The organism is Actinomadura citrea (assembly GCF_013409045.1).
Lineage (GTDB): Bacteria > Actinomycetota > Actinomycetes > Streptosporangiales > Streptosporangiaceae > Spirillospora > Spirillospora citrea.
On sequence record NZ_JACCBT010000001.1, the window covers coordinates 3,654,573 to 3,680,765 of the forward strand.

A 26,193-nucleotide genomic window follows, 5' to 3' on the forward strand; every position below is an offset into this window, starting at 1 on the left:
CGTTGCCTGGTCAGGTTGCCCCGACCGCGTCGGCCACCGAGCGAAAGGCGACCGACAATTCGGCGAAGTTGGACGAGTAGCCGATGTCCTGCGAGGTCTTCACGATCACGACGCCGTTGCGCGGGCTGACATAGACGTATTGTCCGAACACGCCGTTCGCCGAGTAGTCGCCCGGGGTGGGGGCGGTCCACCACTGGTTGCCGTAGCCCCAGCCGGCCTGGCCGATCTTGTCCGGCCGGGAATAGGGGACGGTGACGCGGGCATCGCGCACCCACCCGGCGGGCACGACCTGCCGTCCGTTCACCTCGCCTCTGTTGAGATAGAGCAGCCCGAAGCGGGCCAGATCGCGGCTCGTCGCGTGATAGCAGCAGTAGCCCAGGCCGTTGCCCGCCCAGTCCTTGCCGAGGTACAGGGGGGACTGCATGCCCGCGGGCTTCCAGATCTTCTCCTGGACATAGGACGCCAGTGATCGTCCGGTCGCCTTGGTAAGCACCCAGGCGAGTACGAAGGAGTCCAGGCTGTCGTAGTTCCACTTGGTGCCGGAGGGCCTCTCGCGGACCGCCTCCCCGGCGACCTTCGTCATGGGGGTGCCGAGGGCAAGGCGCAACTGGGCCGCGGTGGCGCCGGTGGTGAAGTTGAAATAGTTTGACTCGTCCCACTTCACGCCGGACGCCATGTGCAGCACATCGCGCAGCGGAACGCCGTCGTACCCGGTGCCCTTCAGTTCGGGCACGTAGCGGGTGACCGGATCTCCGATCGCGTGGATCTTGCCCTCGCGGAGCGCCACACCGAGCGCGGTGGCCGTGATCGACTTACCGATCGACCAGGTGTTGAAACGGCTGGTGGGGCCCTGCCCCTCGAAGTACCGCTCATCGACGACCTTGTTGCCGCGCAGGACCACGAAGCTGAGCGTCGAGCTGCGCCGCAGAAAGTCCGACAGCGTCCGGCGCGTGCCGTTGTAGGTATAGCCCACCTTCAGGGGCTTGCCTTTGCCTGTCAGCCGCACCGGCTTGGGGGATGGCTGCACGGGGGTGAGCGGATAGTGGGGGAGGTGGATCAGCGCGGGGAAGGGAATCTGCTCCTTCTGCGCGGCGGCGGCTTTTGCGTTGGCGGTCTTCGCGTGGCCAGCCGCGGTACCGGTGACGGCCACTACGCCGGCGGTGGCCACCACTGGCAACACAAGAGCGGCGATCGTGACCTTGGTGGGGATTGGCATAGTGATCAACCCTCGGATGGTCGGTGCCGTCAGTGGGCGTGACTCTAACAGACGCTGCTGTCTGTATGACGCCCCAAGGGGGCCGAGCTCACCCATGCCAACCTTTCCCACAACGCCGAGGCCGGCGCCCAACTGTTCGGCCTCACCGGCGAAGACGCGGTGATCGGCGCGCTCCCGCTGTTCCACTCCTTCGGCCAAACCTGCGGCCTCAATGCCCTACTCGCCGCCGGCGGCCGGCTGTCGCTGGTCGCCCGCTTCGAGCCGGGCCTGGTGCTGAAGACCATCGACGAACACCGTGCGACGGTCTTCATGGGCGTCCCGACCATGTACACGGCGCTGCTCCACCACCCCGAGCGCGACGGCTACGACGTCTCCCGCCTCCGGCTGTGCGTCTCCGGCGGTGCCGCGCTGCCGGTCGAGGTCCTGCACGGCTTCGAGGGCGCCTTCGGCTGCGTGATCTTGGAAGGTTACGGCCTGTCCGAGACCTCGCCCATCGCCTCCTTCAACCTGCCCGAGGCGAGGAGCCCCGGCAGCATCGGCCGCCCCATCGCGGGCACCGAGATGCGCGTCTTCGGCGAGGACGGAAAGGAGGTGCCCGCCGGGCAGGTCGGCGAGCTCGCCGTCCGCGGCCACAATGTGATGAAGGGCTACTGGCGCCGTCCCGAGGCCACCGCCGAGGCGCTCGGCGCGGACGGCTGGTTCCGCACAGGCGATATGGGCCGCGTGGACGAACACGGGTTCTTCTTCATCGTCGATCGCAAGAAGGACCTCATCATTCGCGGCGGCTACAACGTCTATCCGCGCGAGATCGAGGAAGTGCTCTACGAGCATCCGGTCGTCCAGGAGTGCGCGGTCATCGGCGTACCCCACGCGGAGCTCGGCGAGGAGGTCGGCGCCGCCGTGGTCCTGACCGGGGGTGGAGTGATCAGCGCGGACGAGCTTCGCGCCTACGTACGCGGGCGCGTCGCGGCGTACAAGTACCCGCGGCACATCTGGTTCGTCGACGAGCTTCCCAAGGGCCCCACCAACAAGATCCTCAAGCGCGAGATCGAGGTCCCGGTCTCCACGGCGCCCACATCGCGCTGACCAGCCGGATGAGGATCCTATTGAAGGAGTCATGGGCCGCGACGAGCCCGGCCAGGACATCGCCCAGGGCCCGGGCATACCGGCCTCTGCGGGCCGACCCCGGGCCCGGCGGCGCTCGACGTCGCTGAGCCCCAGCCCCTCGACTCCGATCAGGACTGCTGGCCCGCGCACGACACCGGCAGGGAGCGCGAGGTGCCCAATCATCGTGGGGCCGTCGGCGGGGTATACGGCCGTACGACTGGTAACCGTCGTCATGAGACTGGCTGAACGTGGTCGAGGGACTGAGCGTCCGGCTCCACTGGTCCAGCTGGCGGAACACGCTGAGCCGCCGGATCGACCTTCCACCCGTCCTCGGCGGCAACGTCCTTGAGGTCCAGGCCGGGATCGAGCGCGTGGCGAACGACTTCTTCGGTTCAGACGACATCATCACGTCCTGCGCCACCACGGAGTACAAGATGCAGGTCGTGAAGGGCGTGCCGGACTACAAGAAGGACATGGTCGAGGGCGTGTCCCTCGGCCAAGTGGCCGGAGGCGTGACGGCCGCGCCGTGATCCCCACCAGGACGCCGCTACTCCGGTGACATCCCCACCAGGTGGCCCCTCGCGCACGCGAGGGGCCACTCTGCCGCGCGCGCCCCCTCTCCGGCACCGAGGCTCGCGCTGGCACGGCCCCGACGGTTGGCGGTTCGGTGGGCGTGCAGGCCTGGTGGTTCGCCGAGCCCAGCACGTCGCAGACCAGGACAGGTGGAGGAGTTTCGGTGGTTCTGAGCCCGTCCCACTCGGTGTGGCGAGCCGGTGAGCAGTCCGGCCTCCGCACCGTGGGCGCGAAGGCCGGTGGGTGAGGGCGATTGCCGCGTCGTCAGAAGGCGGCACTCACGATGATCGCTTCTGCGGTCGGAACCGCGGTCGCCAACTTCTCGGCCTCCTCCGGATCAGGTATTGCTCCGGCGGATGGCCTCCTCGTGCGCCGCGGTAGCCGGTGTCGGTGCAGTCGGGGGTTTTCGCACTAGCCTCTGCGACGCGGGTGTCGGCCAGCCGAATCCCACTGGCCGCGGGTGGCGGTGCGGCGGTGCCGGCTGCGGCACCGGCCGCACGCACCCGCTCGTACAAGTGGTGGTACCGGCCGGTACGGCGCTATCCAGATCGGCAGGGACACCCACATCGACCTCGACCTCGGGCTTAGATCGTTGATGGCATGCGCCCGCGCAGCTGTTCCTCGCGCAGATACGGAAGGGCCCGGGCCGCCCGCTGTCCTGAAACGGCCACGATGCGATCCGTGGTACTGGACGCTGATGTGAAGGTGGGTGGGCGACTCCGGGTCCCTGGTCGTCAACGGGACGGCCCTGACCGTTCCATGTCTCGGCGGGAAGGGGCGGGCGGTGCGCCGGCCCGGTTCATGGGCCAGGTAACCGAGTCGCACCCACCCGTTTGCTGTTCCGGATGACGGGTGCGCTTTCCAGCTCGCGGATTCCCGGCAGGGTCCCTATCCCGCGTTCGAGGTAGTCGTACAGGGCGTCGACGTCGCGGCAGGCGGCGAAGACCAGCAGGTTGGTCGGGCCGGTGGTCGCGGCGGCGAAGGCGGCCTCGGGATGGGCGGCCAGGGCCTCGGCCGTCCGCCGCAGCCGGGCCGGATGGACGGTGAGCCAGAGGATGGCGAGGGTCTCGATTCCCAGCAGCAGCGGATCGATGTCCACGTCGAAGAACAGCGCGCCGCGCTCGCGCAGGTGCGCCAGCCTGCGCCTGGCCGTCATCTCCGACCACCCGGTCTCCCTAGCGATCTCGGGATAGGTCGTGCGGCCGTCGTGGGCCAGCGTGGCCAGCAGTTGCTCGTCGCCGTCCTGCAGGACGACCCGTCCTTCCGGTTCACGCGGCGGCTCGGGGGCGAGGGCGGCGACCTGCTCGGGAGCGAGCGAGTCGGCTCTGCCGTGCCAGCCGGACGGGCCGCCCGCGAAGACGCGCAGCAGGCAGTGTGCCGTGACGCCGGTGACCCGCGGCGTCCTCGGCAACTGCCCGAGCAGCAGGGCGTCGCGCTCGTGCGGGCCGCGGGCGCGGGTGACGCAGACGATCTGCGTTCCTCCCGAGGTGAGGCAGACCCAGGAGGTGTCCGGTCGGCGGGCGAGCGCGTCGGCGACGGGCACCGCCGCGTCGGGCGTCACCTGGATTCGGACGAACCACTCCACCCAGCCCAGCCGCCGGGCGTTCGGCAGGCCGACCACCCTGAGCGATTTGGCGGACCGGAGTCCGCGATAGCGCCGTGCGACGGTCTGATCGGACACGCCCAGCACCGACGCGATGCGGCTGAACGGCGCGCGCCCGTCGATGTGCAGTGCGTGGACGATCCGGCGGTCGAGTTCGTCCAGCACGAGGGAACCCATTGAGCCCAGCGTAACCGGGCTCAAGTGAAGCGCCTGACGTGCGGGAACGGGGACCAGCCGGGCGAACCGGCGTGGACGAAGCCCGTCCAGGCGCTATGGAGCTCGTCCGTCAGCCGCCGCAGGTCGGCGGACTCGGCGCCAGCCAGCATCGGCGCCGCGCGCCAGGCGTCCTGGCCGCCGAACACGAACGGCAGCTCGATGCAGTGGCACGCGCCGAAGGCGCTGCCGGGCGGCGACCAGTCGAACCGGAAGGCGAAGGCCGGCCGCCGGGCCGGCAGCAGGGCGCCCGTGCCGAAGAGCCGGGCGGTCACCTCCGCCGGGGCTCTGGGGAAGAACGCCCGTGCCTCGTCGCGGGTGGTGCCGATGAGCATCGGCACCGTGTCGGGGACGCCGGCGAGCAGGTCGGCGTGGACGCCGCCGTCGGCGACCAGCTGGAACGGCGGGGTCACCCGGAACGGCACGGCCATGCGCCGGGCGACCTCGCCCTGGGCGGCCAAGAGGCGGGAGACCTGTACGGTCCGCAGCCGGTCCGCCTCGCCGGACCGAAGGCCGAGGACGTCCAGCAGCCGCCGGCCGATCCCGGCCGCTTCGCGCGGGCTGTACGGCGGCACCCCGGTCGGCGTGCTCTGCAGCACGACCTGCTGGAACAGGCAGGAGCCGGCGGGACGGCCCAGCAGCGCGAGCGCGGACAGCGCCCCGGCGGACTGGCCCGCCAGCGTGACGCGGCCGGGGTCGCCGCCGAACGCGGCGATGTTCTCCCGCACCCAGCCCAGCGCGGCGATCTGGTCGAGGAGGCCAACGTTCGCCGGACCGAACGTGGGCGACAGGTACAGGTATCCCAGGGCGCCCAGCCGGTAGTTGACCGTGACGACCACCATGCGGCCGCGTTCGGCGAGCAGGGCCCCGTCGTACCACGCCTCCGCGCCCGAGCCGCTGGTGAAGCCACCGCCGTGCAGCCAGACCAGCACCGGCAGCCCGGTGCCGCCCGGCGTCCAGACGTTCAACGACAGGCAGCCCTCGTCCTGGACGAGGTCGCTGCCGGGGCCCATGACCCGCTCCAGCCGGGAGGGCGGCTGCGGGCACGCCGGCCCCGGACGGCCCGCGTCCCGCACCCCTTCCCAGACCGGAACCGGCCGCGGCGCGGCGAACCGCTCCGCCATGCCGTACGGGATGCCGAGGAACGCCGTGACCGCGCCGGTCGAGGCACCGCGCAGCGCTCCGGCGGGCGCGTGGACGAGGCCGGTCATCGGTCAGACCTCCAGGAAGGCGATCGCGGCGCCGCGCGCTTCGGCAGCCCCGACAAAAAATCCGTCCGGCAACTCGCGGACGGTGAATCCGTTGCCTTCCACCAGCGCGCGGGCCGCGCCGACGTTCTTGACGGCCACGGCCTGCCCCGCGAGGTAGGGCAGCGCGGGCACCGGCTCGCCAGGCAGCACCTCGCCGAAAGCGGACACCGCGACGATCTCCATCCGGCCCGCGTCGAGGAGAAGGACGCGCCGGGGGCCTTCGGCGATCGGCGCGACGCCCAGGATGCGGGCGTAGCGGGCGACGGTGGCCTCCAGGTCGGCGTCGTCCACCACCAGCAGCACGCTGTGCAGGTGGGTGGCGCCGTTGGCGTGGTCGAGGTAGCGGGGCTGGTGGATCAGCTCGGGCGTCAGATGGCGCGCGATGTGGATCAGCCCTTCGGGGGTGAGGTCGCGGTCGAGGTGCACCGCCTCGAACCGCGCCGTCGCCGTCCCGCCGGGCGTCTCCACGTCCCGCTGCAACGGCAGCACCCCCGACGACGACAGCCCCGCCTCGCGCAGCCGCCTCTCGACGGCCTCGGCGTCGCCGCATCCGAACGAGCAGCCGTGCAGCCCCTCGTACCGTGAGATCAGCGGGCGGATGTTCCACGGGTCGACCGATCCGTCCCCGAACAGGCCGAGCAGTTCCAGGTACGTCCGGCCGAACAGCGCGCACCGGTTGCCGGCGCCCATCGGCTTGCGCTCGCCGCCGGGGCGGTGGGAGCCAATGTGCATGGACAGCGGGCTCAGGGTGAAGCCGAGCGCCTCGTAGGTCGCCGCGGTGGCGTCTATGTCGGTGGTGTAGAGGACGGAGTGGTCGATCCTGTCGACGTCGTGAGCGATCATGCCATTCAGGCTGCCGCTCCGCTCCGGACCATTCCAGCCACTGGTGCCGGATTGATGGATTCCGACATGATGCCGCGAGTGATGATGGAATTCATTTCGGCCGCGATCCGCCGATTACGATGCGCACGAGGGGCCGCCGCGACCACACCGGAGCCCGCAGACGAGAATGCAGAAGGTGCCCGCCGCGGCTCGCGCGGCGGGCGCCCACCGGTCATCGACCCGTCAGAAAAGCCGCATCGTGGTCGAACGCTGCGTCGGACGCCTCAAGCAAGAGTCGATCCGCGCCGCCCGCCCGGACGGCGCCCCGATCTACGGGATCCTGGACAATCTTTCGGCAAACAAGACCCCGCAGAGCAGGGCGTGGGCGGCCCGCAACAACGTCGAGTTGTGCCTGACGCCCACCTACGCCTCGTGGGCCAACCCGATCGAGGCGCAGTTCGGGCCACTGCGCACTTCGTGATGGGCGATTCCCATCCCAACCACACCGTGCTGGCGTTGGAGATACAGGCCTACCTGCGCTGGCGCAACGCCAACGCCCGCCATCCCGACCTGCTGGCCGCCCAACGCCGCGAACGCGCCCGCGTCCGGAGCGAACGCAGGCAACGCTGGGGACGACCACGCCCGAAGGCAGCATGATCTGACCCGGTGAACGTTCGTGGTCACCGCACTAGCCGCTCGATCCTGGGGGCTGGACGGTGCACCAGCTGCGGCATTCTGCCCTGCAGGATCCAACGGCTACCGCCCGCCACCGAACTGGCCAAGTCCTGCCACCAGCGCATGGCCAGCCTCGGTGCCTACGTCCGGCTCGGGCTTCCGCTAGCGTCACCACCACCGCCGATCCCGCCATCCGCCCGCCTGCCACCACAACGGTTAACGTTCGCGTGGGCGGCGACAAGTGCCCCGGGCAACGGGTCCTGAGGGTGCTGGAGCGTGAGCGTCAGATGGTGAGTTCGGCGGTGAGTTCTTCGATGCGGCCGCGGATCTGGTCACGGATGGGGCGGACGGCGTCGACGCCTTGGCCGGCGGGGTCGTCGAGCTGCCAGTCGAGGTAGCGCTTGCCGGGGAAGACGGGACAGGTGTCGCCGCAGCCCATGGTGATGACGACATCGGAGGCCTGAACGGCGTCCACGGTGAGGACCTTGGGGATCTCGGCGGAGATGTCGATGCCCTCTTCGGCCATGGCCTGGACGACTGCGGGGTTCACGTGGTCAGCGGGCTCAGACCCGGCGGAGCGAACTTCGACCCGGTCACCGGCGAGGTGGGTGAGGTAGGCGGCGGCCATCTGGGATCGTCCGGCATTGTGGACGCAGACGAACAGCACACTGGGCTTGCCAGGCATCAAGGCTCCGTTGCGGGTCGCGGGTGGTGAGCAGGTCGTTGACGAGCAGGTCGAGCTCGTCGCGGATGCGGCGGATCTCGTCCAAGGGCTGGCCGGCAGGGTCAGGGATGATCCAGTCCAGGTAGCGGACGCCGGGCGCGAGGGCACACGCGCCGCCGCAGCCCAGCGTGATGACCAGATCGGCGGCGCCGACCAGCTCGTCGGTCAGCGGCTTGGGGAACTCGGCGGACAGATCCACGCCGATCTCGGCCATGACCTCGACGACGGCCAGTTCCAGTTCGGCGGTCGGTGCCGTGCCTGCCGAACGTGCGTGCACACGGCCTTGTCCGCGCGCTATGGCGAGTGCCGCTGCCATCTGGGAGCGTCCGGCGTTGGCGTCGCAGACGAACAGCACCTCGGGGACCGGCTTGGCCAGTCGGCCGTCGGCCTGGGCGAGGGCGGTGAGCCGCTCGGTGGCGAACCGCTCGGCCAGGACCACCAGGTAGGCGCCGATGCGCGAGGTGGAGTGCAGCTGCTGGTAGGAGTCGATGACCAGGCGCCTCAAGGTGTCGGCGGAGACCGGCCCATGGAAGCGGGCGGCCAGTCGCGCGGCGACGCGGTCGAAGACGGCGCGGTCGAGGGTCGCGCTCATCGTCGCCTCTCCAGCCGATCGGGTGCGATGGAGAAGCGGCGGCGGAGCCAGAGCGAGACGTAGACGAGCCCGACCAGCACGGGTACCTCGATCAGGGGCCCGACGACGCCCGACAGGGCTTGGCCGGAGGTGACGCCGAAGGTTCCGATCGCGACCGCGATGGCCAGCTCGAAGTTGTTTCCGGCGGCGGTGAACGCCAGGGTCGCGGTGCGCGGGTAGGGCAGTCGGACGCCGCGTCCGAGGGCGAACGCCCCGCCCCACATCAGCGCGAAGTAGGCCAGCAGCGGGAGCGCGATCCGGGCGACGTCGCCGGGCTGGGACGTGATCGTCTTTCCCTGCAGGGCGAACAGGATCACGATGGTGAACAGCAGCCCGTACAGCGCGACCGGGCCGATGCGGGGAAGGAACCGCGACTCGTACCATTCGCGGCCGCGGGCCTTCTCGCCGAAACGCCGGGTGAGGTAGCCGGCCAGCAGCGGGACGCCGAGGAACACCAGCACGTTCACGACGATCTTGCCGGTGGAGAAGTGCAGGTCGCCTGTGTCCAGACCGAGCCAGCCCGGCAGGAGGTGCAGGTAGAACCAGCCGAGCACCCCGAACGCGATGACCTGGAACACCGAGTTGAGCGCCACCAGCACCGCGGCGGCTTCCCGGTCGCCGCAGGCCAGGTCGTTCCAGATGATGACCATGGCGATGCAGCGGGCGAGCCCGACGATGATGAGCCCGGTGCGGTACTCGGGCAGATCGGGCAGGAAGATCCACGCCAGCGCGAACATCACGGCGGGCCCGACGATCCAGTTCAGAATCAGCGAGGAGATCATGAGGCGGCGGTCGCCGGTGACGGTGCTGAGCCGGTCGTAGCGAACCTTGGCCAGCACCGGGTACATCATGATCAGGAGCCCGAGCGCGATCGGGATGGAGATCCCACCGAGTTCGACCTTGCTCAGCGCGTCGTCCAGGCCGGGGATGGCACGTCCGAGCCCGAGGCCGACCGCCATCGCGGCGATGATCCAGACGGGCAGGAACCGGTCCAGCCTCGACAGCCCCGCGACCACCGTGGGCTCGGCGCGGCCCGCTGCCGCAGTGGGCGCCGATTCGGTGCTGGTCATGTGCAGGGCCTCTTCCGCTGGTGCAGATCGACGTGGCGGGCGGCTTCGGCCAGCCCGGTCAGCTGAGCGGCCAGGTCGTCCAGCGCTTCGGGGCGCAGCCGGTAGTAGGTGAAGCGGCCGCACGGCTCGGTGTCGACCAGGCCCGCTTGACGCAGCGCGCGCAGGTGGTTGGAGATGTTGGTCTGCTTGGCGCCGGTCTCTTCGACCAGGTGGCAGGTGCACAGGGCCTCGGCTGCCAGCAGCGACACGATCTGCGCGCGGAGCGGGTCCGCGAGCACCCTCATTACATCATTCTCTACTGACATCACCACAGGATGATACGTTAGCAGGGATGCTGACCTGCGGCTTTGCGGGCTGGTGGGGGGTGTCGCCGTGCGCAAAGGCGCTGCAGGCGCTCCGACTTGGCCTCGTCGTCGGCCAGCGGGCTGCCCGGCTGGATCTCTCATGCCTGCGGTCGGGCTCGCAGCGCCTGGTGGCGCTGGTGCTCCCGGTCGACCAGGCGCACCAGTTTGTGCAGGAGTTCCTGCTCGTCGCTCATGCCCGCCGCCGGTACGCCCGCGTCCGGCAAGACGGCCAAGCAATTTCCCCGACCGTTCTACCTGGGCGGCTGGTCGGCGGGGCCGGTGCTGGTGGCCGCGGCGCGGCGGGGGATGCTGCCCGTGGCCGCCAGGGCGGCCAGTGCCGCGGTGGCGGCGAGGGCTGCGAACAGGGCGGGGTAGCCGCCCAGGGCGGTGGCCAGGGCGGCTCCTGCGGCGGGGGCGATGGCGCCGGCGATGGTGACGGGCGCAGCCATGACGCCCGACAGGGATCCGTAGGCGGCGGTGCCCCAGCGGTCGGATACGGCGGTGGCCTGCAGCAGGGTGGCGATACCGCGGGTGGTCCCGGCCAGGACGGCGATGGCGATGAGCAGCGGGAGGGGGCCTGGGACCGCGGCCAGCACGGTGGTGGTGAGGGCGGAGGCGGCCAGGATGCACACGGTGCGGGTGCGGACGCTGCTGCGGCGGACCAGGGCGCGGTAGCCCAGCCTTCCGGCGACCTGCCCGACGCCGCCCAGGCCGAGCGCCCAGGCGGCGATGCCGCTGGAGGCGCCGCGTGCGGTCAGCAGCGGAATGAGGTTGGTCAGCACGGCGTACATCGAGAACGCCGACAACGTCAGCGCTGCGGTCAGCAGCAGGAACGGCGAACTGCGCACCACCGTGCGGACCGCCGCGTCCATCTGGTCGTTGCTCTGGTCGCGGCCGGCATCGCCATCGCCGGCGGAGCCACCGGAGCCGGGGTGGCGCTCGATGGGCGGCGGCCAGGGGCGGCGCAGCGCGAAGTAGTGCAGCGGGATGGTCACCGCGGCCAGGACGGCGGCCAGCACCAGGTAGACGGCCCGCCAGGACATCTGGTCGGCCAGGGCGCTGGTGAGGGGCGCGAAGACGGTGCTGGCCAGCCCCGCGACGAGGGTGAGGGTGGTGAGCGCGCCCAGGTGGTGGGGGGCGTGGTAGCGGGTGAGGGCGGCGAACGCGGGCTGGTAGAGCACAGCGGTCATCGCGGTCCCGGCCAGCAGCCACGCGGCCACGAACCAGCCCAGGTTCGGAGCGGCCGCCAGGCCCAGGACGGCCAGGGCACCCAGCACCGAGCCGCCGGTCATCAGGGCGCGGGGGCCGTGCCGGTCCAGGGCGCGGCCGAGCGGGATGCCGCCGAGGGCGGCCAGGACGAGCGCGGCGGAGAACGCCGCGGTGATGGCCCCGGTGGACCAGCCGGTGTCGTGGCTGATGTGAGGGGCCAGGACGGGGAAGGCGTAGTAGAGGATTCCCCAGCTGGTGATCTCGGTGACGCACAGCGCGATCAGCGGGACGCGGGTGACCGCACCGTTGGCGGTGGCGCTGTTCGGGCTGCTGGGAGCGGTGGAGCCGGAGCCGGCGGCGGGATCACCCGTCGCCGGCACCGGCCCTGGCGTCGATGGTTCGTGGGGCACCGGTCAGTTGTCGCCTCGTTCGGAGTCGCCGGAGTAGCCGTGGACGCTTCCGGTCGCGAAGCCCAATCCGGCGGGCGCGCCGATGCCGATGGTGACCGGCTCGGGCGCCGATCCACCGCAGCACGAGCCGCCCGAGGTGACCGCGGCCGGCGTCTCGGCGGGCTCGGTGCCGCAACTGGTTCCGCAGCCGTCGCCTGCAGAGACGCCGGCAGAGGCGCCGGGCAACTGGTCCTCAGCGATGAGGTTGGTGGAGCAGACGCCGGTCTCGGGCAGGTCGAGCTCAACCGCGTCGGCCGCGGCGCGGTCTCCAGCGAGCGCGGCGACGACTGAGCGGACCTGCTCGTATCCGGTGGCCATCAGGAAGGTCGGGGCGCGGCCGTAGCTCTTCATCCCGACCAGGTAGAAGCCGGTCTCGGGGTGGGCGAGGTCGCGTTCGCCGTGCGGGGGCACGGTGCCGCAGGAGTGGAAGTTGGGGTCGATCATCGGCGCGAGCCGGACCGGCGCTTCGGTGGCCGGGTCGAGTTCCACCCGGACTTCGCGGAGCATGTCCAGGTCGGGACGGAACCCGGTAGCCGCCACCACGGCGTCGGCCTCGATGACGCGCTCACCGTCTGGGGTCACGCCGACGACGTTCACGGGACCCGTAGCCGGGCCTGCGTTGGGGCTGGTGAAGCCGGTGATGGTGAAGCTGCGCACCAGCTCGATCTCGCCGCCTTCCACTGCGGCCCTGAGACGGATGCCGAGCGCGCCGCGTGCGGGCAGGCCGTCGGCGTCGCCGCCGCCGTACAGGCGGGCGACCGAGGCGCTGCGCACGACCCAGGTGATGCGGGTGCCGGGCGCGGTCTTGGCGAGTTTGGCGAGCGCGAGCAGGGTGTTGGCGGCCGAGTGGCCCATCCCGACGACCAGGGTGTGCTTGCCGGCGAAGCGGTCGCGGTCACGGCCCAGCACATCCGGCAACGGTCCGGTCAGGTAAGCGGCTGCCTGGTCCTCGCCCGGTGCGGACAGGCCGGAATGGCCGAGCGGGTTCGAGCGGCCCCAGGTCCCCGAGGCGTCGATGACCGCGCGAGCGGTCAGGTCGGTGACAGCGCCGTCCGGGCCGACGGTGCGGACCAGCAGCGGCTGCTGGTCGCGGCCGACGGTGCGGGTCACGTCCACGCCGCGCCGAGCGACGGCGACCACGCGGGTGCCGGTGCGGATCCGCCGGGCCAGTTCAGGCACCCGGGCCAGCGGAGCCAGGTAGTCGCGGACCAGTTCGGCACCGGTCGGCAGCGCATCCGGATCGGGCAGGGCCCACCCGGCGGGCTCCAGAAGGCGGCGGGCGGCGGCGTCGGTGTCGTACCGCCACGGCGAGAACAGTCGGACGTGCCCCCACTCCGAAATCGCAGCCCCGGCGGCGTCCCCGGCCTCCAGGACCAGGAATTCCTGCCCGCGTTCGGCCAGGTGCGCGGCGGCGGCCAGCCCTACCGGCCCGGCGCCGATGACCACCACCGGCAGTTCCGCGGCACCGTCCTGCTCGTTGACGCAGCCGCAGCCTGCGCTGGTCTTGGCCTCGATCACGGTGACCGCCGGGTCCAGGGACTGCTCGATCTCGCCGCAGCAGCCGCTGACCCCGCAGCAGCTGCCCGCGCCCCCCGACTGGCCCGTACCGGCCGCCTGCTCGGCGGGCTCCTGCGGGTTCTCGCCCATGGTGTCTCCTTGCTGCGTTGCGTGATGCTCAATATGAAGGTCGGCGGCCGATCAGAACGGGCACGGTAGGCGGCGGTGGTGGAGCGGTCGCGGTGAGCGACCCCGCGGCACGCGCTGGTGCGGACCTCGCCGCGCCCGTCCTGGAAGGTGACGCGCTCGCCCCCTGTTCGCCCAGCTCCCTGTTTCGATGTTCTTCTAAGTAGGCCCCAGTTTGCAAGCCTGCATAGAAGGATGTCAAATTAGAGACATGTCTAAGTTGCTGGAGTTGGACGATGTCACCGACCCGGCGTGCTGCGCGCCGCTGAGCGGCCCCACCCTCGGCGAGGAAGAGGCGGCCGAGCTGGCCGGGGTGTTCAAGGCGCTGTCGGACCCGGTCCGGCTGCGGTTGCTGAACATGATCGCCTCGGCCGAGGGCGCCGAGGCGTGCGTGTGCGACCTGACCGGATCCTTCGAGCTGACCGCCCCCACCATCTCCCACCACCTCAAGGTGCTGCGCCAGGCCGGACTGATCGACGGCGAGCGCCGCGGGACCTGGGTGTACTACCGGGTGGTCCCCGAGCGGCTGACCCGGCTGGCGGGCCTGTTCGCCCTGCCCGCGCTCACCTCCGCCTGAGCCGCTCGCCTACGGGCTCAGCCGGGAGGGGACGTGGCGGGCGTCGGCGCCGACACCGCGCAGGGTGGCCGAGGCGAACGAGCGCTGCCACTCCAACCCGACGTAGCCGAGCCCGGGATGGGTGGTGGAGATCCCGCCGCGGTGCATCGGCATCCCGCCGCCGGGGGCCCAGGTGGCGGCCGTTCGAGGTCGTGGCCGGCGGCGACCCGCTGCTCTGCGCGCTGCGCGTGGCCGCCATCAACCGGGCCCGCGCGGTGTCCAGGGCGTCGGCCAGGTCCTTGCCGGCTCAACACCGCGCTGGACACCGTCGGTTGCACCGCTGACAGCGATCATGGCGGTGAGCCGCGTGGCGTGCGGGACGACCAGATGCGGCAGGTTCGACTGCTGCTCCTGCAGCAGCCTTCCGGTCGCCCCGAGGGAGGGCGATCCCACCGGCCCCCGGACGGGGCCGGTGGGATCTTCGCGTGTCCTACTTCAGAGACGGGGGGACGTCTGCGGCGTCGCCGAGCCCGACCAGGTAGTCGGCGTACTCCTTGGCGCCGCCCTTCGTGACGAGCCTGCCCTGCAGCGTCTCGTCGGCCGCGACCTTCTTGCCGGCGAGGACGTCGGCGGCGAGCGTCATGACCTTCTGGCCCAGCGCGAACGGCGACTCGGCGTTCGTCGAGTACATGTCGCCCGCCGCGACCGCGGCCAGTGCGTCGGAGATGCCGTCGTTGCCGACGAGCTTCACCTTCTTGGACAGGTTGCCGGCCTTCAGCGCCGACAAGACGCCCATGGCCATCTCGTCGTTCGCGGCGTACACGCCGTTGATGCCCGGGTTGGCCTGCAGCACGTTCGTCATCACGTTCAGCGCCTTGGCGCGGTCGAAGTCGGCGGCCTGCTTGGCGACGACCGTGATGCCCTTGTGCTTGGCGATCTCCTCGTTGAAGCCCTTGCTGCGGTCCTGCGCAACGTTCGTGCCGAGCAGGCCCTGGATCTCCACGACCTTGCCCTTCTCGCCGACGGCCTCGGCGAGCGACTTGGCGGCGTTGCGCCCGGCCTGGACGGCGTCGTAGCCGACGAACGTGGCGAGCTTGCCGCCGGACGGCTTGCGGTCGAACGCCATCACCGGGATGTTCGCGCCGTTCGCCTGCGTCACCGACGACGTCGCCGACTGGGTGCTGACCGGGTCGATGATGAGGATGCCGGTCTGCTTGGAGATGGCCGTCGTCGCCTGGTTGAGCGCGGCGGCGTCGCTGTTGTTGGCGTTCTGCACGTTCAGCTTGATGCCGAGCTTGGCCGCCTGCGCCTGCGCGCCGTTCTTGACGCTGACGAAGAACGGGTTGTTGAGCGTGCTCATGATGATCGTCGCGTCCTTCTTGCCGGACGCCTTGCCGGTGGAGGCGCCGGCGTCCTCGCCGGCGCGGCTGCACCCGGTCAGGGCGAGCGCGGCTGCGGCCGTCACGGCGATCACGGCGCGGGTGGTTCGGGCCACGCGCATGGGAATCTCCTTTTGCGGGGTTGGGGTGGGAGTCGATCAGGGGGTCTTGGCGGCGGTGCCGCTGCGATGGGACGGTCCGCTTTGTGCGGTCTTGTCCGCACGTTTCGGGATGAGGGATCGCAGCACGTCGATGTTGCGGTCCAGGAACACGGCCAGCAGGATGACCAGGCCCTTCACGACGTTCTGCAGGAACGGCGAGACGTCCAGCAGGTTCATCCCGTTGTCGATGACGCCGAGGACGAGCGCGCCGACGAGGGTGCCGAGCAGGGTGCCGCGGCCGCCGGCGAGGCTCGTTCCGCCGATGATGACGGCGGCGATGGCCTCCAGTTCCAGGCCGGTGCCGGCGGTGGGCTCGGCGGTGGACAGCCGGGCGGTGAGGATGAAGCCGGCGAGCGCCGCCAGCACGCCGCTGATCACGAACGCGAGGATCTTCACCCGGTCGGTGCGGACGCCCGACAGCCGGGCCGCCTCGGTGTTGTCGCCGGTGGCGTAGACGTGCCGGCCGAACCGGGTCCGCGCGAGCAGGTACCCGAACACCGCGAACACCGCCAGCATGATCACGACGGGGACGGGCACGCCGGCGATCCGGCTCTGCCCGATGCCCTGGAAGTCGTAGTCGGTGACGGCGACCGGGTTGCCCTTGGTGAGCTGCAGGCTGAGGCCCGACAGCACCGACATGGTGGCCAGTGTCGCGATGAACGACGGCATCCGCGTCTTGGTGACGAGCAGCCCGTTCACCAGCCCGATCGCGGCGCCCGCCGCCACGCCCGCGCCGACCCCGGCGACGAGACCGTGGTCGCGGAGCGTCTGCGCGGTGACGACGGCGGTGAAGCCGAGGGCCGCGCCGACCGACAGGTCGATCTCCGCCAGGATGATCACGTAGGTCTGGCCGACCGCGAGCAGCGCCGCGACGGACGTGGCCAGCCCGACGTTCATCAGGTTGTTGTGCGTCAGGAAGACCGGTGAGGCGATGGTCAGGATGATCCCGACCAGCAGCAGCATCCAGACCGCGCGCAGCCGGCGCGCGGCGGCGGCGGCCGAGGAGAGCCGCGACGGGGACGCGAGGCTCGTGACGGTGGAGGTCATGGGGCACCTACCAGTGCGTGCTCGAGGATGTTCTGTTCGTTGACGTCGTCGCCGGTGAGCTCGGAGACGGTGCGTCCCTCGCGCATCACGAGGACGCGGTCGGACATGGCGACGAGCTCGGGCAGGTCGGAACTGACCAGCACGACGGCGACGCCGTCCGCGGTGAGGCCGTTGATGATCCGGTAGATCTCGGTCTTGGCGCCGACGTCGACGCCGCGGGTCGGCTCGTCCATCAGCAGCACCCGGGGCCCGGCCATCACCCACTTGGCGAACAGCGCCTTCTGCTGGTTGCCGCCCGACAGCGACCCGGCCGCGATGGACGGCGACGCCGCGCGGACCCGCAGGTCCGCCATCACCTTCCCGGTCTCCGCGCGCTCCCGGCCGCGCAGGACGACGTCGGCCTTCGTGAAGCGGCCGAGGGACGGCAGCGACACGTTCGCCTCGACGGACTGCTGCATGGCGAGACCCTCACCGGACCGGTCCGGGGTGACATAGGCGATGCGCCCGGAGATCGCCTGCCTCGGGCCGCGTGCCCGGACCGGCTCGCCGTCCACGGTCACCGTCCCGGACGTGAGCGGGTGCAGGCCGAACAGCGCGCGAAGCAGCTCGCCGCGGCCGCAGCCGACGACACCGCCGATGCCGAGCACCTCGCCCGCCCGGACGTCCAGGTCGACGTCATGGAACGCGTCGCCGCCCGACGCGCCCCGGACCCGCAGGACGACCCGGTCCGTGGTGTTGTGCTCCTTCGGGTAGAAATCGTCCACGGTGTCGCCGACCATCGCGGTGACGACCTGGGCGGGGGACAGCGTCCCGGTGGGCTCGTCCAGGGTGACGCGGCCGTCGCGCAGGACGACGATCCGGTCGGACAGCTCGAACACCTCGTCCAGCCGGTGGCTGATGTAGAGGATCGTGACGCCGGCCTTGCGCAGCCGCCGGATCTGCTCGAACAGCCGCTCCGACTCCCGCTCGTCCAGCGCCGCGGTCGGCTCGTCCAGGATCAGCAGCCGAGGCCTGTGCGTCATCGCCTTGGCGATCTCGACCATCTGCCGCTCGGCGACGCCGAGTTCGCCGACCGGCCGCCGCACGTCGATGTCCAGGCCGAGATCCTTCAGGGCGGACACGGCGGCCTCCGCCATCCGGCGGCGCGACACCAGCAGCCGCCCGAACCGGCCCTCCCGGTCGAGGACGTGCATGTTCTCGGCGACGGACAGGTTCGGGAACAGGTTCTGCTGGAACTCCTGGTAGATGACCTCGATCCCGAGCGTCATCGCGGCCTGCGGGTCCTTCAGGACCGTGGCGCGGCCGTCGACGAGGACCGTGCCACCGTCCGGCTGGTGCGCGCCGGAGATCACCCGCGTCAGGGTGGACTTGCCGGCGCCGTTCTCGCCGCACAGCGCGACGACCTCGCCCGGCTCGACCGCGAGGCCGACGCCCCGCAGTACGTGGTTCTCCCCGAACGACTTGTGGACGTCGACCAGTTGCATCCGCATGTCGATCTCCCGTCAGTAGACGACGCCCGCGGTCAGCAGCACGTTCGCGTACGGGGTGAACTCCCCGGACCGCACCGCCGCCCGCGCCTCGCCGGTGGACCGCTTGAACTCGGTGTGCGGCACGAACCGGATCTCGACACCGGTGAACCGGGCCTCGATCTCGGCGAGCATCTCCGGGCTGTGCTGCTTGATCTCCTCCGACATCAGCACCCCCTCCACGGCGACCTCGGCGAGGACGGCGTCCAGCAGGTCGAGGAAGCGCGGAAGGTTCTGCCGCACCGCCAGGTCCACCCGCTCCACCCCGGGCGGGATGGGCAGCCCGGCGTCGGTGACGACGAGCTTGTCGGTGTGCCCGAGTTCGGAGATGACCCGGGCCAGCTGGCCGTTGAGCGTGCCGTGGTTGCGCCTCATCGGGCGGCTCCTTCCAGGGTGTTGCCGGACATCAGTGCGTCCACCTCGTCCCGACCGGGCAGGGACGGGCTCGCGCCGGGTCTGGTCGTCGCCAGCGCCCCGGCGGCCATGCCCCGCCGGATGGCACGTTCCATGGCGTCGCCGGCCGCGAGCGCCGCGCCCAGCGAGCCGGTGAAGGCGTCCCCGGCCGCGGTGGTGTCCACGGCGGTGACCTGGTAGGCGGTGAAGTTCCGGGCGCCTTCGCGGGTGACGGAGACGGCGCCGCCCGCGCCCAGCGTGATCAGCGCGTGGCCGACGCCGCGGTCGAGGAACCATCGCCCGGCCCGCTCGGCGGACGCCGGGTCGGTGACCTCCACACCGGTCAGCTCCGTCGCCTCGCTCTCGTTCGGCGTGACCAGGTCGATGTGCGGCCACACGTCGTCCGGGAGCGCCTGGGCGGGGGCCGGGTCGAGGACGACCGTCAGTCCGGCCGCCCTGCCCGCCTTCGCCGCGTGGCAGGTCGTCGCCGCGGGGACTTCGAGCTGCAGGAGGAGGACGCCGACCTTCCCGGCGGTCGCGCCGAGGCTCGCGTCGACCATGGCCGGGCTGAGGTCGGCGTTCGCCAGGGGGGTGATGACGATGTCGTTCTCCCCGGACGCGTCCACGCGGATGTGCGCGACGCCGGTGCGGCCGTCCACGGTCCGGACTTCGTCCAGTTCGACGCCGTACGACCGCAGGCCGTCCAGGACGATCTCGCGGAACGGGTCGCGGCCGACGCACCCGGCGAGCCACGTCCGTGCCCCCGCGCGGGCGGACGCGACCGCCTGGTTCGCGCCCTTCCCGCCGAGCACGAGGGTGAAGTCGTCGCCGAGCACGGTCTCACCGCGCCGCGGGAACCGTGCGCTGAACGCGGTCACGTCCGCGGTGATGCTGCCGACGACGAGAACACCATGGGGTTCCATCGCGGTCCTCCTGTTCCGGCTGTTCGAGGCATGAGTGGGGAAAGGTCACGGCGATCGCGCCGTTCACCTGGGAGTTTGCGGTTGTGGGTCAGACCCCGACGGGGTGCCAGACGGTCTTGGTCTCCAAGAACGCGGTCAGGCGCGCGGTTCCGGGCTCTTGGGTCCAGTCGTCGGTGGCGCGGAAGACGCGCTTGAGATTGTCGGCCGCCTTGTCCTGGAGGCCGGGTACGTCGTCGTCCGGGACGCCGGTGAGGTCGATGGCGTTGACGTCCATGTGGGCGGCGAGACCGGGGGCGAGTTCGGTGCGGTGGCCGGTGAGGATGTTGACGACGCCGCCGGGCAGGTCGGAGGTGGCGAGCACTTCGGCAAGGGTGATGGCGGGTAGTGGGGCGGGCTGGGAGGCGACCACGACGGTGGTGTTGCCGGACACGATGACGGGCGCCAGGACCGATACCAGGCCGAGGAGGGGCGAGTCGGGGGCGACGACGGCGACGACGCCGGTGGGTTCGGGGGTGGAGAAGTTGAAGAACGGTCCGGAGACGGGGTTGGCGGCCCCGGTGACGGCGGTGAGTTTGTCGGCCCAGCCCGCGTACCAGACCCAGCGGTCGACGGCGGCGTCCACCTGGGTCGCGGCGGCGTTCTTGGACGTGCCGGCCTGGCGTAGTTCGTCGATGAACTGGTCGCGGCGTCCTTCCAGCATCTCGGCGATGCGGTAGAGGATCTGGGCGCGGTTGTAGGCGGTGCGTCCGGACCAGCCGGGGAAGGCCTTGCGGGCGGCGACCACGGCGTCGCGGGCGTCCTTGCGGGACGCGTGGGAGGCGTTGGCCAGGAAGCGTCCCTTGGAGTCGGTCACGGGGTAGGACCTGCCGGATTCGGACCGAGGGAACGCGCCCCCGATGTAGAGCTTGTAGGTCTTGCGCACGGAGAGACGGTCAGACATTGAGGTAGGCCTCCAGTCCGTGGCGTCCGCCCTCGCGGCCGAACCCCGATTCCTTGTAGCCGCCGAACGGTGAGGCCGGGTCGAACTTGTTGAAGGTGTTGGCCCACACCACCCCGGCCCGCAGCCGCTGCGCCGTCCACAGGATCTGCGACCCCTTCTCGGTCCAGATACCCGCCGACAGCCCGTACGGGGTGTTGTTGGCCTTGGTCACCGCCTCTTCGGGCGTGCGGAACGTCAGCACCGACAACACAGGCCCGAAGATCTCCTCCCGCGCGATCCGGTGCGACTGCGCCACCTCGGTGAACAGGGTCGGCGCGAACCAGAACCCGCGATCGGGCAGCTCGCATTGCGGTGACCACCGGGCTGCGCCCTCGGCCTCCCCGGCATCGGACAGTTCGCGGATTCTGGCGAGCTGGGCGGCGGAGTTGATCGCGCCGATGTCGGTGTTCTTGTCCAGGGGGTCACCGACCCGCAGTGTCGCCATCCGCGCCTTGAGCCGCTCCAGGACCTCTTCGGCGACCGACTCCTGGACCAGCAGCCGCGACCCGGCGCAGCACACGTGGCCCTGGTTGAAGAAGATCCCGTTGACGATGCCCTCGACGGCCTGGTCCAGGGCGGCGTCTTGGTAGACGATGTTGGCGGCCTTGCCGCCCAGCTCCAGCGTCAGTTTCTTGCGGGTGCCGGCGAGGGTGCGGGCGATCTGCCGGCCGACCTGGGTGGAGCCGGTGAAGGCGACCTTGTCGACACCGGGATGCGATACCAGGGCTGCGCCGGTCTCGCCGGCGCCGGTGACGATGTTGACCACCCCGGGCGGCAGTTCGGCCTGACGGCAGATGTCGGCGAACAGCAGCGCCGTCAGCGGCGTCGTCTCCGCGGGCTTGAGCACCACGGTGTTGCCGCACGCCAGCGCGGGGGCGATCTTCCAGGCCAGCATGAGCAGCGGGAAGTTCCAGGGGATGACCTGCCCCGCCACCCCGACGGGCTTCGGGGCGGGCCCCAACCCGGCGTGGCGCAGCTTGTCGGCCCACCCGGCGTAGTAGAAGAACCACGCCGCCACCAGCGGCACGTCCACATCCCGCGACTCGCGGATCGGTTTGCCGTTGTCGATCGACTCCAGCACCGCCAGCTCCCGCGACCGCTCCTGCACGATCCGCGCGATCCGGTACAGGTACTTGGCCCGCTCGGCCCCGGGCATCGGGCCCCACACCTTGTCATAGGCGGCCCGCGCTGCCCGCACCGCCCGATCCACATCCGACTCGTCCGCGCAGGCGACCTCGGCCAGCACACCCTCATCCGCCGGGTTGATCGTCTTGAACGGCTCACCATGCCCGCCGGTGAACTCACCGTTGATGAACAGCCCGTAAGAGGCGCGGATGTCCACCACGGAACGTGACTCAGGCGCCGGCGCATAATCGAACACAGTCATGCCCCTCAGTCCAGGGTGAAGTAGTCGGGACCGGAGTACACCCCGGTGGCGAGCTTGCGGCGCTGCATCAGCAGGTCGTTCAGCACCGACGACGCGCCGAGGCGGAACCAGTCGGGGGTCAGCCAGTCGGGGCCGGCGGTCTCGTTCACCAGCACCAGGTACTTGATCGCGTCCTTGGTGGTGCGGATCCCGCCCGCGGGCTTGACCCCGACCTGCCGCCCCGCGGCGGCCCGGTAGTCGCGGACGGCCTCCAGCATGACCAGCGTCACCGGCAGCGTCGCCGCGGGCGACACCTTGCCGGTCGAGGTCTTGATGAAGTCGGCCCCGGCCCGCATCGCCAGCCAGGAGGCGCGCCGCACGTTGTCGTAGGTGGCCAGCTCGCCGGTCTCCAGGATCACCTTCAGGTGCGCGGGCCCGCACGCGTCCTTGACCGCGGTGATCTCCTCGTGCACCTTGGCGTAGTCGCCGGACAGGAATGCGCCCCGGTCGATCACCATGTCGATCTCGGACGCGCCCGCCGCCACCGCGGCCCGGGTGTCGGCCAGCTTGGCCTCCATCGGCGCCCGCCCGGACGGGAAGGCCGTCGCCACGCTCGCCACCCCGATCCCCGACCCCGACAGGGCCGCGACCGCCGTCTCCACCATGTCCGGATACACGCACACGGCGGCGACCTTGGGGACCGAGGCGTCCGACGGGTCGGGGTGGGCGGCCTTGGCGCACAGGGCCCGCACCTTCCCGGCCGTGTCCGCGCCCTCCAGCGTGGTCAGGTCCACCATCGAGATCGCCAGGTCGATGGCCTCGGCCTTCGCCGACGTCTTGATCGACCGGGTGGCGAGCCGCGCCGCCCGCTCCTCCGCACCGACCTGGTCCACACCCGGCAGGCCGTGTAGGAATCCGTGCAACTCGGTCGCGGTCATCGGGTCCTGCCCGCCTTCCTGGGGGTCTGGGGCGGGGCCGTCGAGGCCCGCTCGATGATCTTTGTGTCCATGACGATGCGCCGAGGGAGGTCGCGGGTCTGGCTGTCGTCGAAGCGGTGCAGCAGCAGCCGCATGGCAAGGACGCCCTGCTCGATCATCGGACGGTCGACGACGGTCAGCGGGGGCCGCAGCAGGGGCCCGGTGTCGAGGTCGTCGAATCCGATGAGGCTGATCTGCCCGGGGACTTCCACCCGCATGTCGTGCAGCGCCTTCAGCGCGCCGAGCGTCGTGAGGTTGTTCGCGGTGAAGATCGCGGTCGGCGGCTCGGCGAGCGACAGCAGCGACAGGGTGAGCTGGTAGGCGCGCTCCTCGCGGAAGTCGCCGATGATGTCGTACTCCGGCGGGATCTCGACGCCGGCGGCGGAGACGGCCTCCACGAAGCCGTCCCGCCGGTACCGGCCCGGCGTGGACTCCTGGCCGCCGCTGATCATCGCGATGCGGGTGTGGCCGAGCGCGAGGAGGTGCTCGGCGGCCTGCCGGCCGCCCGCGCGGTTGTCGACGAGAACGGCGTCGAAGCTCTCCCCGTCGGCGAGGTCCCGGTCGATGAACACGACCGGGAGCCCGCTGTCGCGCAGCTGCAGCGGGGTCTGCTCGTGCTCGGTGGCCGGGGCGAGGATTATGCCGTCCACCTGGCGTGCCATGTCGGCGAGCAGGTCGGCCTCGCGGATGCCGCTCTCGTCGCTGTTGGCGAGCAGCAGCCGGTAGCCGCGGTCGCGGCTGACCGACTCCATGCCCTTCACGACGGCGGCGAAGTAGGGGTTGGTGATGTCGGGGACGACGACACCGATGGTGCGGGTGCGTCCCGACTTCAGCGACTGCGCCGCGATGTTCGGTGCGAAGCCCAGCTCATCCACGGCGGCCCGGATGGCCTCCGCCGACCTGACCCGCTGTCCCCGCAGGAACCGCGAGACGGTGGCGGGGGAGACACCGGCCCGCGCCGCCACGTCGTGGATGGTCGCCACATCGACTCCTGTCTGTAACCCGCATCACTGAAACCGTTGTCAGAGAATGATTGCAGCAGAGGGCCCAAAGATGTCAAGAGCTGGTGACCGGAGAGTACTGACCTGGGGATCCGCGTCGACCCAGGCCAGACACAGGAAGGGGTCATCGTCGAGCTCACCGGACGGCTGGAACGCGCTCAGCAAGAGACCGAGGCGGTCTGCGGCCCGAGGAGGAACGAGAACGCCGCATCTATCCACCGCCGACCGGGCGGTCTTGTCCGCGCGAGATGGTCGTCCCGCAGACCCGGCACCGCTAACGACCGCCGCCGGCGACGGGAATGCGGTCAGGGTCGACCGGACCGTCAACCGCGACGTCCTGGTAGGGCTTACGGGGCGGTTCCGTACTCGCCCCCGAGCTCCTGGGCGGCTGCCGGGTCGAGAGCCGCATCGAGGGAACACGCCGGCGTTCTTCGATGGTGGTCTCTTGAGCAACCGAGGGGACAAGCCCGATGCGCCACCGCACCGAGAGGCCTCGCCGCATCACCTTCCGTCGCCCGTCATACGCCGCTCTTTTCGCCATGGTCCGTGGCCTTGCCTTCACGCTGGGCGCCGCAGTGGCGAGCGTTGTGGTGTGGTGGCTAGGGGTGGTGAAAATAGTTGCTTCAACCGTCGGGGAGGGCACGATGGCAGTCCAGATGATGCGCCGGTACCTCGCGCGAACCGGCTGACGTCACCAAGCCGGCGCTCGCAACCTCGGGACTTTGATCGTTTGGAGGCGAGGTGGGCGACGATCTCGACCCATCCGTTGAGGAGAACGAGAACGGGTCTCCCGAGCGGTTCTTGTCGGCCCGCAGGCTCGTGCTGTCGCTGGGAGCGGGCGTCATCGGCGGCGCCGCGGTCGCCGTGCTCGGGGTCGCGGACGTGAGCTTGCTGGTCGGGTGGATCCTGGCCACCGGCACGGTCTTGACATGGGTGTGGTGGCTCAGCTGGCCGCAGGGGCCGGGCGACACCAAACTGCTGGCCGAGGCGGAAGGCGACGCCCGTTCGACCGACGCGGTGATGCTCCTGGCCTCGGTGGCGAGCTTGGTCATCGTGGCCGACACCCAGATCCGCTGCGCGGGTCGTCGGGACGCGCTCTCGGTCACCGCAGTCATTCTCGCCGTCAGCGCTGTTGTCCTGTCCTGGGCGCTGGCGAACACTGTGTTCGCGTTCCGATACGCCCGCCTCTCTTACGAGGACGCCGACGGAGGCATCGATTTCTAGCAGGACGCGCCTCCCTCATATAGCGATTTCGCCTGGATGGCCTTCACTCTCGGGAGCTACCTCCGCGCAGTACCGGCCCAGTCGGAGGGGGCGGAGCACAGCAGTCGCGCGCGAGGTTTCAGTTACCACTTCCGGTGGACTGGGAAGTCGACACCGGGCCCGGGGCTTTGACCGCCGACGAGCAGGTGAAAGCAGAGCACCTGGCGGACGTCCTGGTCGGCCAGTGCGAGCCTGCGGCCGTGTGGCGGCTCCAGTTCACGCGCGCAAGGCGTGTGGTGGCCGCGTCTGGCCTGCACTAAGGCCCCCTCCGGCAGGGGGAACTCCCCAATAATGGGGAAATGGGTTCGCGTCCCCTCGCTGTGGTGTCGCTGGCGGTCGGCCTGACCGCGCTGACGGCGTGCGGCGGCTCACCGCACAAAGGGCCAGGGGTCGACCCCGTGACGCTCGCCCCCTCGGCGACTGAGACGGCGACCAGTCAGCCGACCGGCGGCACATCCGGGCCGCCGTCGGTGGGTCCGTCGCCGCGCGCCTGGACGACGCCGCGTGTGAACACCGGCAGTGGAGCGTCCCTCCAGAACCGGACACCGGACGCGCTGTGCCAGATGGTCTGGAGCCCTTATCCGGTGCGGATCGAGGGCTTCACGGTCGCGCAGTCGGGCGAGCCCGTGCTGATCACCGACAGCGGCATGTCCGACGAGGTTCTGGCGCGGTCCAGGTTCGGGACCGTCACCTACGAGACGGCTCCGAGCTGCACGGGCGCCGCTGGCGTGGGCATCCAGGCGCGCAAGCCCTGTGCACCGGACACGGTGATCGGACCCACGGACCCGTGCGCGATCACGCCTGCGTACACCTACCAGCCAGAGATTCCAAGGCCCGCCCGCTATACGGTGCTGGTCACGTGGAGGCTCTCGAAGCTGTGTACGGACTCCTCCGGGCCGTGCGGTGGTATCGGGGCGACCGCCGACCGTCCGGTGCGCGCGACCTGGCGGACGTCGCTGACGCTGAACGCCTGCACCAAGTGGACGCCCTTCCCCGAGGCGCCGAACGGAGGCGAGAGCAATCTCGGCCAGTGCTAGGAGCCGATCCGAACGG

Annotated in this window: 26 protein-coding genes and 2 pseudogenes; 7 read left to right on the forward strand and 21 right to left on the reverse strand. The window is 70.8% G+C overall.

Annotation, left to right across the window (positions count from 1 at the left end):
- Window positions 1–10 precede the first annotated feature (10 nt).
- Window positions 11–1,216 (reverse strand): serine hydrolase domain-containing protein, encoded by a 1,206-nt coding sequence (locus BJ999_RS17215; RefSeq protein WP_179834240.1) that lies wholly within the window; start codon window positions 1,214–1,216, stop codon window positions 11–13.
- An 81-nt stretch (window positions 1,217–1,297) separates the two neighbouring features.
- Between BJ999_RS17215 and BJ999_RS43575 the strand changes: the two are divergent.
- The 3 genes and pseudogenes from BJ999_RS43575 to BJ999_RS17225 all read left to right on the forward strand — a co-directional run.
- A pseudogene (locus BJ999_RS43575) lies at window positions 1,298–1,858 on the forward strand (AMP-binding protein); the annotation flags it as partial.
- Between the two features lie 72 nt (window positions 1,859–1,930).
- Complete coding sequence (locus BJ999_RS43580; protein ID WP_338070798.1) at window positions 1,931–2,302, forward strand: AMP-binding enzyme; 372 nt, start codon at window positions 1,931–1,933, stop codon at window positions 2,300–2,302.
- A 269-nt stretch (window positions 2,303–2,571) separates the two neighbouring features.
- Complete coding sequence (locus BJ999_RS17225; protein ID WP_179834241.1) at window positions 2,572–2,853, forward strand: hypothetical protein; 282 nt, start codon at window positions 2,572–2,574, stop codon at window positions 2,851–2,853.
- Between the two features lie 842 nt (window positions 2,854–3,695).
- On the opposite strand, the gene BJ999_RS17230 is transcribed toward BJ999_RS17225, so the two are convergent.
- Genes BJ999_RS17230 through BJ999_RS17240 form a run of 3 tightly spaced genes read right to left on the reverse strand, consistent with a single transcriptional unit; the run spans window position 3,696 to window position 6,805 of the window.
- A complete protein-coding gene (locus tag BJ999_RS17230) occupies window positions 3,696–4,676 on the reverse strand; it encodes an Lrp/AsnC family transcriptional regulator (RefSeq protein ID WP_179834242.1) in 981 nt (326 codons plus the stop codon).
- A 20-nt stretch (window positions 4,677–4,696) separates the two neighbouring features.
- Window positions 4,697–5,923, reverse strand: coding sequence for a carboxylesterase family protein (locus tag BJ999_RS17235; RefSeq protein ID WP_179834243.1), 1,227 nt, complete (start codon window positions 5,921–5,923; stop codon window positions 4,697–4,699).
- Window positions 5,924–5,926: 3 nt separating this feature from the next.
- The gene (locus BJ999_RS17240) at window positions 5,927–6,805 is read right to left on the reverse strand and encodes a VOC family protein (protein WP_179834244.1); all 879 of its coding nucleotides are present in this window, start codon (window positions 6,803–6,805) and stop codon (window positions 5,927–5,929) included.
- A gap of 271 nt (window positions 6,806–7,076) precedes the next feature.
- Here BJ999_RS17240 and BJ999_RS43585 point away from each other — a divergent pair.
- Window positions 7,077–7,441: pseudogene (locus BJ999_RS43585) on the forward strand (transposase); the annotation flags it as partial.
- Window positions 7,442–7,742: 301 nt separating this feature from the next.
- On the opposite strand, the gene BJ999_RS17255 reads toward BJ999_RS43585, so the two are convergent.
- The 7 genes from BJ999_RS17255 to BJ999_RS17280 form a co-directional block, all read right to left on the reverse strand.
- The gene (locus tag BJ999_RS17255; protein ID WP_179834246.1) at window positions 7,743–8,144 is read right to left on the reverse strand and encodes an arsenate reductase ArsC; all 402 of its coding nucleotides are present in this window, start codon (window positions 8,142–8,144) and stop codon (window positions 7,743–7,745) included.
- Window positions 8,053–8,775, reverse strand: a complete 723-nt coding sequence (locus BJ999_RS17260) for an arsenate reductase ArsC (protein ID WP_179834247.1) — start codon at window positions 8,773–8,775, stop codon at window positions 8,053–8,055. The genes BJ999_RS17255 and BJ999_RS17260 overlap by 92 nt, the downstream gene beginning before the upstream one ends.
- Entirely contained in the window at window positions 8,772–9,884 is a 1,113-nt protein-coding gene (gene arsB / locus BJ999_RS17265; RefSeq protein ID WP_179834248.1) for an ACR3 family arsenite efflux transporter, read from the reverse strand. Before arsB ends, BJ999_RS17260 begins: the two co-directional genes overlap by 4 nt.
- Window positions 9,881–10,168 (reverse strand): ArsR/SmtB family transcription factor, encoded by a 288-nt coding sequence (locus tag BJ999_RS17270; RefSeq protein WP_218935099.1) that lies wholly within the window; start codon window positions 10,166–10,168, stop codon window positions 9,881–9,883. The genes arsB and BJ999_RS17270 overlap by 4 nt, the downstream gene beginning before the upstream one ends.
- Window positions 10,169–10,326: 158 nt before the next feature.
- On the reverse strand, window positions 10,327–10,461 hold the full coding sequence (locus BJ999_RS42990) for a hypothetical protein (RefSeq protein WP_268247879.1): 135 nt from the start codon (window positions 10,459–10,461) through the stop codon (window positions 10,327–10,329).
- An 18-nt stretch (window positions 10,462–10,479) separates the two neighbouring features.
- Window positions 10,480–11,817 (reverse strand): MFS transporter, encoded by a 1,338-nt coding sequence (locus BJ999_RS17275; RefSeq protein WP_229810757.1) that lies wholly within the window; start codon window positions 11,815–11,817, stop codon window positions 10,480–10,482.
- 33 nt (window positions 11,818–11,850) lie between these two features.
- The gene (locus tag BJ999_RS17280; protein ID WP_179834250.1) at window positions 11,851–13,533 is read right to left on the reverse strand and encodes an FAD-dependent oxidoreductase; all 1,683 of its coding nucleotides are present in this window, start codon (window positions 13,531–13,533) and stop codon (window positions 11,851–11,853) included.
- A gap of 247 nt (window positions 13,534–13,780) precedes the next feature.
- On the opposite strand from BJ999_RS17280, the gene BJ999_RS17285 reads away from it, so the two are divergent.
- The gene (locus BJ999_RS17285; protein WP_179834251.1) at window positions 13,781–14,146 is read left to right on the forward strand and encodes an ArsR/SmtB family transcription factor; all 366 of its coding nucleotides are present in this window, start codon (window positions 13,781–13,783) and stop codon (window positions 14,144–14,146) included.
- A gap of 9 nt (window positions 14,147–14,155) precedes the next feature.
- On the opposite strand, the gene BJ999_RS17290 is transcribed toward BJ999_RS17285, so the two are convergent.
- From BJ999_RS17290 to BJ999_RS17335, 10 genes are all read right to left on the reverse strand, one after another.
- The gene (locus BJ999_RS17290; RefSeq protein ID WP_229810756.1) at window positions 14,156–14,299 is read right to left on the reverse strand and encodes a hypothetical protein; all 144 of its coding nucleotides are present in this window, start codon (window positions 14,297–14,299) and stop codon (window positions 14,156–14,158) included.
- 316 nt (window positions 14,300–14,615) lie between these two features.
- Window positions 14,616–15,626, reverse strand: coding sequence for a substrate-binding domain-containing protein (locus BJ999_RS17295; protein WP_179834252.1), 1,011 nt, complete (start codon window positions 15,624–15,626; stop codon window positions 14,616–14,618).
- Between the two features lie 36 nt (window positions 15,627–15,662).
- Entirely contained in the window at window positions 15,663–16,712 is a 1,050-nt protein-coding gene (locus BJ999_RS17300) for an ABC transporter permease (protein ID WP_179834253.1), read from the reverse strand.
- Window positions 16,709–18,202, reverse strand: a complete 1,494-nt coding sequence (locus BJ999_RS17305) for a sugar ABC transporter ATP-binding protein (RefSeq protein WP_179834254.1) — start codon at window positions 18,200–18,202, stop codon at window positions 16,709–16,711. The genes BJ999_RS17300 and BJ999_RS17305 overlap by 4 nt, the downstream gene beginning before the upstream one ends.
- A 12-nt stretch (window positions 18,203–18,214) precedes the next feature.
- The gene (gene rbsD, locus BJ999_RS17310; RefSeq protein ID WP_179834255.1) at window positions 18,215–18,613 is read right to left on the reverse strand and encodes a D-ribose pyranase; all 399 of its coding nucleotides are present in this window, start codon (window positions 18,611–18,613) and stop codon (window positions 18,215–18,217) included.
- On the reverse strand, window positions 18,610–19,554 hold the full coding sequence (locus BJ999_RS17315) for a ribokinase (protein ID WP_179834256.1): 945 nt from the start codon (window positions 19,552–19,554) through the stop codon (window positions 18,610–18,612). Before BJ999_RS17315 ends, rbsD begins: the two co-directional genes overlap by 4 nt.
- Before the next feature lie 88 nt (window positions 19,555–19,642).
- Window positions 19,643–20,494, reverse strand: coding sequence for an aldehyde dehydrogenase family protein (locus BJ999_RS17320; protein ID WP_179834257.1), 852 nt, complete (start codon window positions 20,492–20,494; stop codon window positions 19,643–19,645).
- The gene (locus BJ999_RS17325) at window positions 20,487–21,920 is read right to left on the reverse strand and encodes an aldehyde dehydrogenase family protein (protein WP_218935100.1); all 1,434 of its coding nucleotides are present in this window, start codon (window positions 21,918–21,920) and stop codon (window positions 20,487–20,489) included. The genes BJ999_RS17320 and BJ999_RS17325 overlap by 8 nt, the downstream gene beginning before the upstream one ends.
- 5 nt (window positions 21,921–21,925) lie before the next feature.
- Entirely contained in the window at window positions 21,926–22,837 is a 912-nt protein-coding gene (gene deoC / locus BJ999_RS17330) for a deoxyribose-phosphate aldolase (RefSeq protein WP_179834258.1), read from the reverse strand.
- Entirely contained in the window at window positions 22,834–23,859 is a 1,026-nt protein-coding gene (locus BJ999_RS17335; RefSeq protein ID WP_179834259.1) for a LacI family DNA-binding transcriptional regulator, read from the reverse strand. The genes deoC and BJ999_RS17335 overlap by 4 nt, the downstream gene beginning before the upstream one ends.
- 759 nt (window positions 23,860–24,618) lie before the next feature.
- On the opposite strand from BJ999_RS17335, the gene BJ999_RS42090 reads away from it, so the two are divergent.
- Both BJ999_RS42090 and BJ999_RS17345 read left to right on the forward strand, forming a co-directional pair.
- Complete coding sequence (locus tag BJ999_RS42090) at window positions 24,619–25,101, forward strand: DUF1345 domain-containing protein (protein ID WP_179834260.1); 483 nt, start codon at window positions 24,619–24,621, stop codon at window positions 25,099–25,101.
- 338 nt (window positions 25,102–25,439) lie between these two features.
- The gene (locus BJ999_RS17345; protein ID WP_179834261.1) at window positions 25,440–26,177 is read left to right on the forward strand and encodes a hypothetical protein; all 738 of its coding nucleotides are present in this window, start codon (window positions 25,440–25,442) and stop codon (window positions 26,175–26,177) included.
- Window positions 26,178–26,193 lie beyond the last annotated feature (16 nt).

Bases quoted from the DNA above. Each gene is read 5' to 3' on its own strand.
- BJ999_RS17315 (WP_179834256.1), bottom strand. From the start codon at position 19,554: ATGGAACCCCATGGTGTTCTCGTCGTCGGCAGCATCACCGCGGACGTG.
- BJ999_RS17255 (WP_179834246.1), bottom strand. From the start codon at position 8,144: ATGCCTGGCAAGCCCAGTGTGCTGTTCGTCTGCGTCCACAATGCCGGA.
- BJ999_RS17235 (WP_179834243.1), bottom strand. From the start codon at position 5,923: ATGACCGGCCTCGTCCACGCGCCCGCCGGAGCGCTGCGCGGTGCCTCG.
- BJ999_RS17305 (WP_179834254.1), bottom strand. From the start codon at position 18,202: ATGCGGATGCAACTGGTCGACGTCCACAAGTCGTTCGGGGAGAACCAC.
- BJ999_RS17270 (WP_218935099.1), bottom strand. From the start codon at position 10,168: ATGAGGGTGCTCGCGGACCCGCTCCGCGCGCAGATCGTGTCGCTGCTG.
- BJ999_RS17290 (WP_229810756.1), bottom strand. From the start codon at position 14,299: ATGCCGATGCACCGCGGCGGGATCTCCACCACCCATCCCGGGCTCGGC.
- BJ999_RS17295 (WP_179834252.1), bottom strand. From the start codon at position 15,626: ATGCGCGTGGCCCGAACCACCCGCGCCGTGATCGCCGTGACGGCCGCA.
- BJ999_RS17230 (WP_179834242.1), bottom strand. From the start codon at position 4,676: ATGGGTTCCCTCGTGCTGGACGAACTCGACCGCCGGATCGTCCACGCA.
- BJ999_RS17345 (WP_179834261.1), top strand. From the start codon at position 25,440: ATGGGTTCGCGTCCCCTCGCTGTGGTGTCGCTGGCGGTCGGCCTGACC.
- deoC (WP_179834258.1), bottom strand. From the start codon at position 22,837: ATGACCGCGACCGAGTTGCACGGATTCCTACACGGCCTGCCGGGTGTG.
- BJ999_RS43580 (WP_338070798.1), top strand. From the start codon at position 1,931: ATGGGCCGCGTGGACGAACACGGGTTCTTCTTCATCGTCGATCGCAAG.
- BJ999_RS17320 (WP_179834257.1), bottom strand. From the start codon at position 20,494: ATGTCTGACCGTCTCTCCGTGCGCAAGACCTACAAGCTCTACATCGGG.
- rbsD (WP_179834255.1), bottom strand. From the start codon at position 18,613: ATGAGGCGCAACCACGGCACGCTCAACGGCCAGCTGGCCCGGGTCATC.
- BJ999_RS17300 (WP_179834253.1), bottom strand. From the start codon at position 16,712: ATGACCTCCACCGTCACGAGCCTCGCGTCCCCGTCGCGGCTCTCCTCG.
- BJ999_RS17240 (WP_179834244.1), bottom strand. From the start codon at position 6,805: ATGATCGCTCACGACGTCGACAGGATCGACCACTCCGTCCTCTACACC.
- BJ999_RS17260 (WP_179834247.1), bottom strand. From the start codon at position 8,775: ATGAGCGCGACCCTCGACCGCGCCGTCTTCGACCGCGTCGCCGCGCGA.
- arsB (WP_179834248.1), bottom strand. From the start codon at position 9,884: ATGACCAGCACCGAATCGGCGCCCACTGCGGCAGCGGGCCGCGCCGAG.
- BJ999_RS17215 (WP_179834240.1), bottom strand. From the start codon at position 1,216: ATGCCAATCCCCACCAAGGTCACGATCGCCGCTCTTGTGTTGCCAGTG.
- BJ999_RS17285 (WP_179834251.1), top strand. From the start codon at position 13,781: ATGTCTAAGTTGCTGGAGTTGGACGATGTCACCGACCCGGCGTGCTGC.
- BJ999_RS17325 (WP_218935100.1), bottom strand. From the start codon at position 21,920: ATGACTGTGTTCGATTATGCGCCGGCGCCTGAGTCACGTTCCGTGGTG.
- BJ999_RS17280 (WP_179834250.1), bottom strand. From the start codon at position 13,533: ATGGGCGAGAACCCGCAGGAGCCCGCCGAGCAGGCGGCCGGTACGGGC.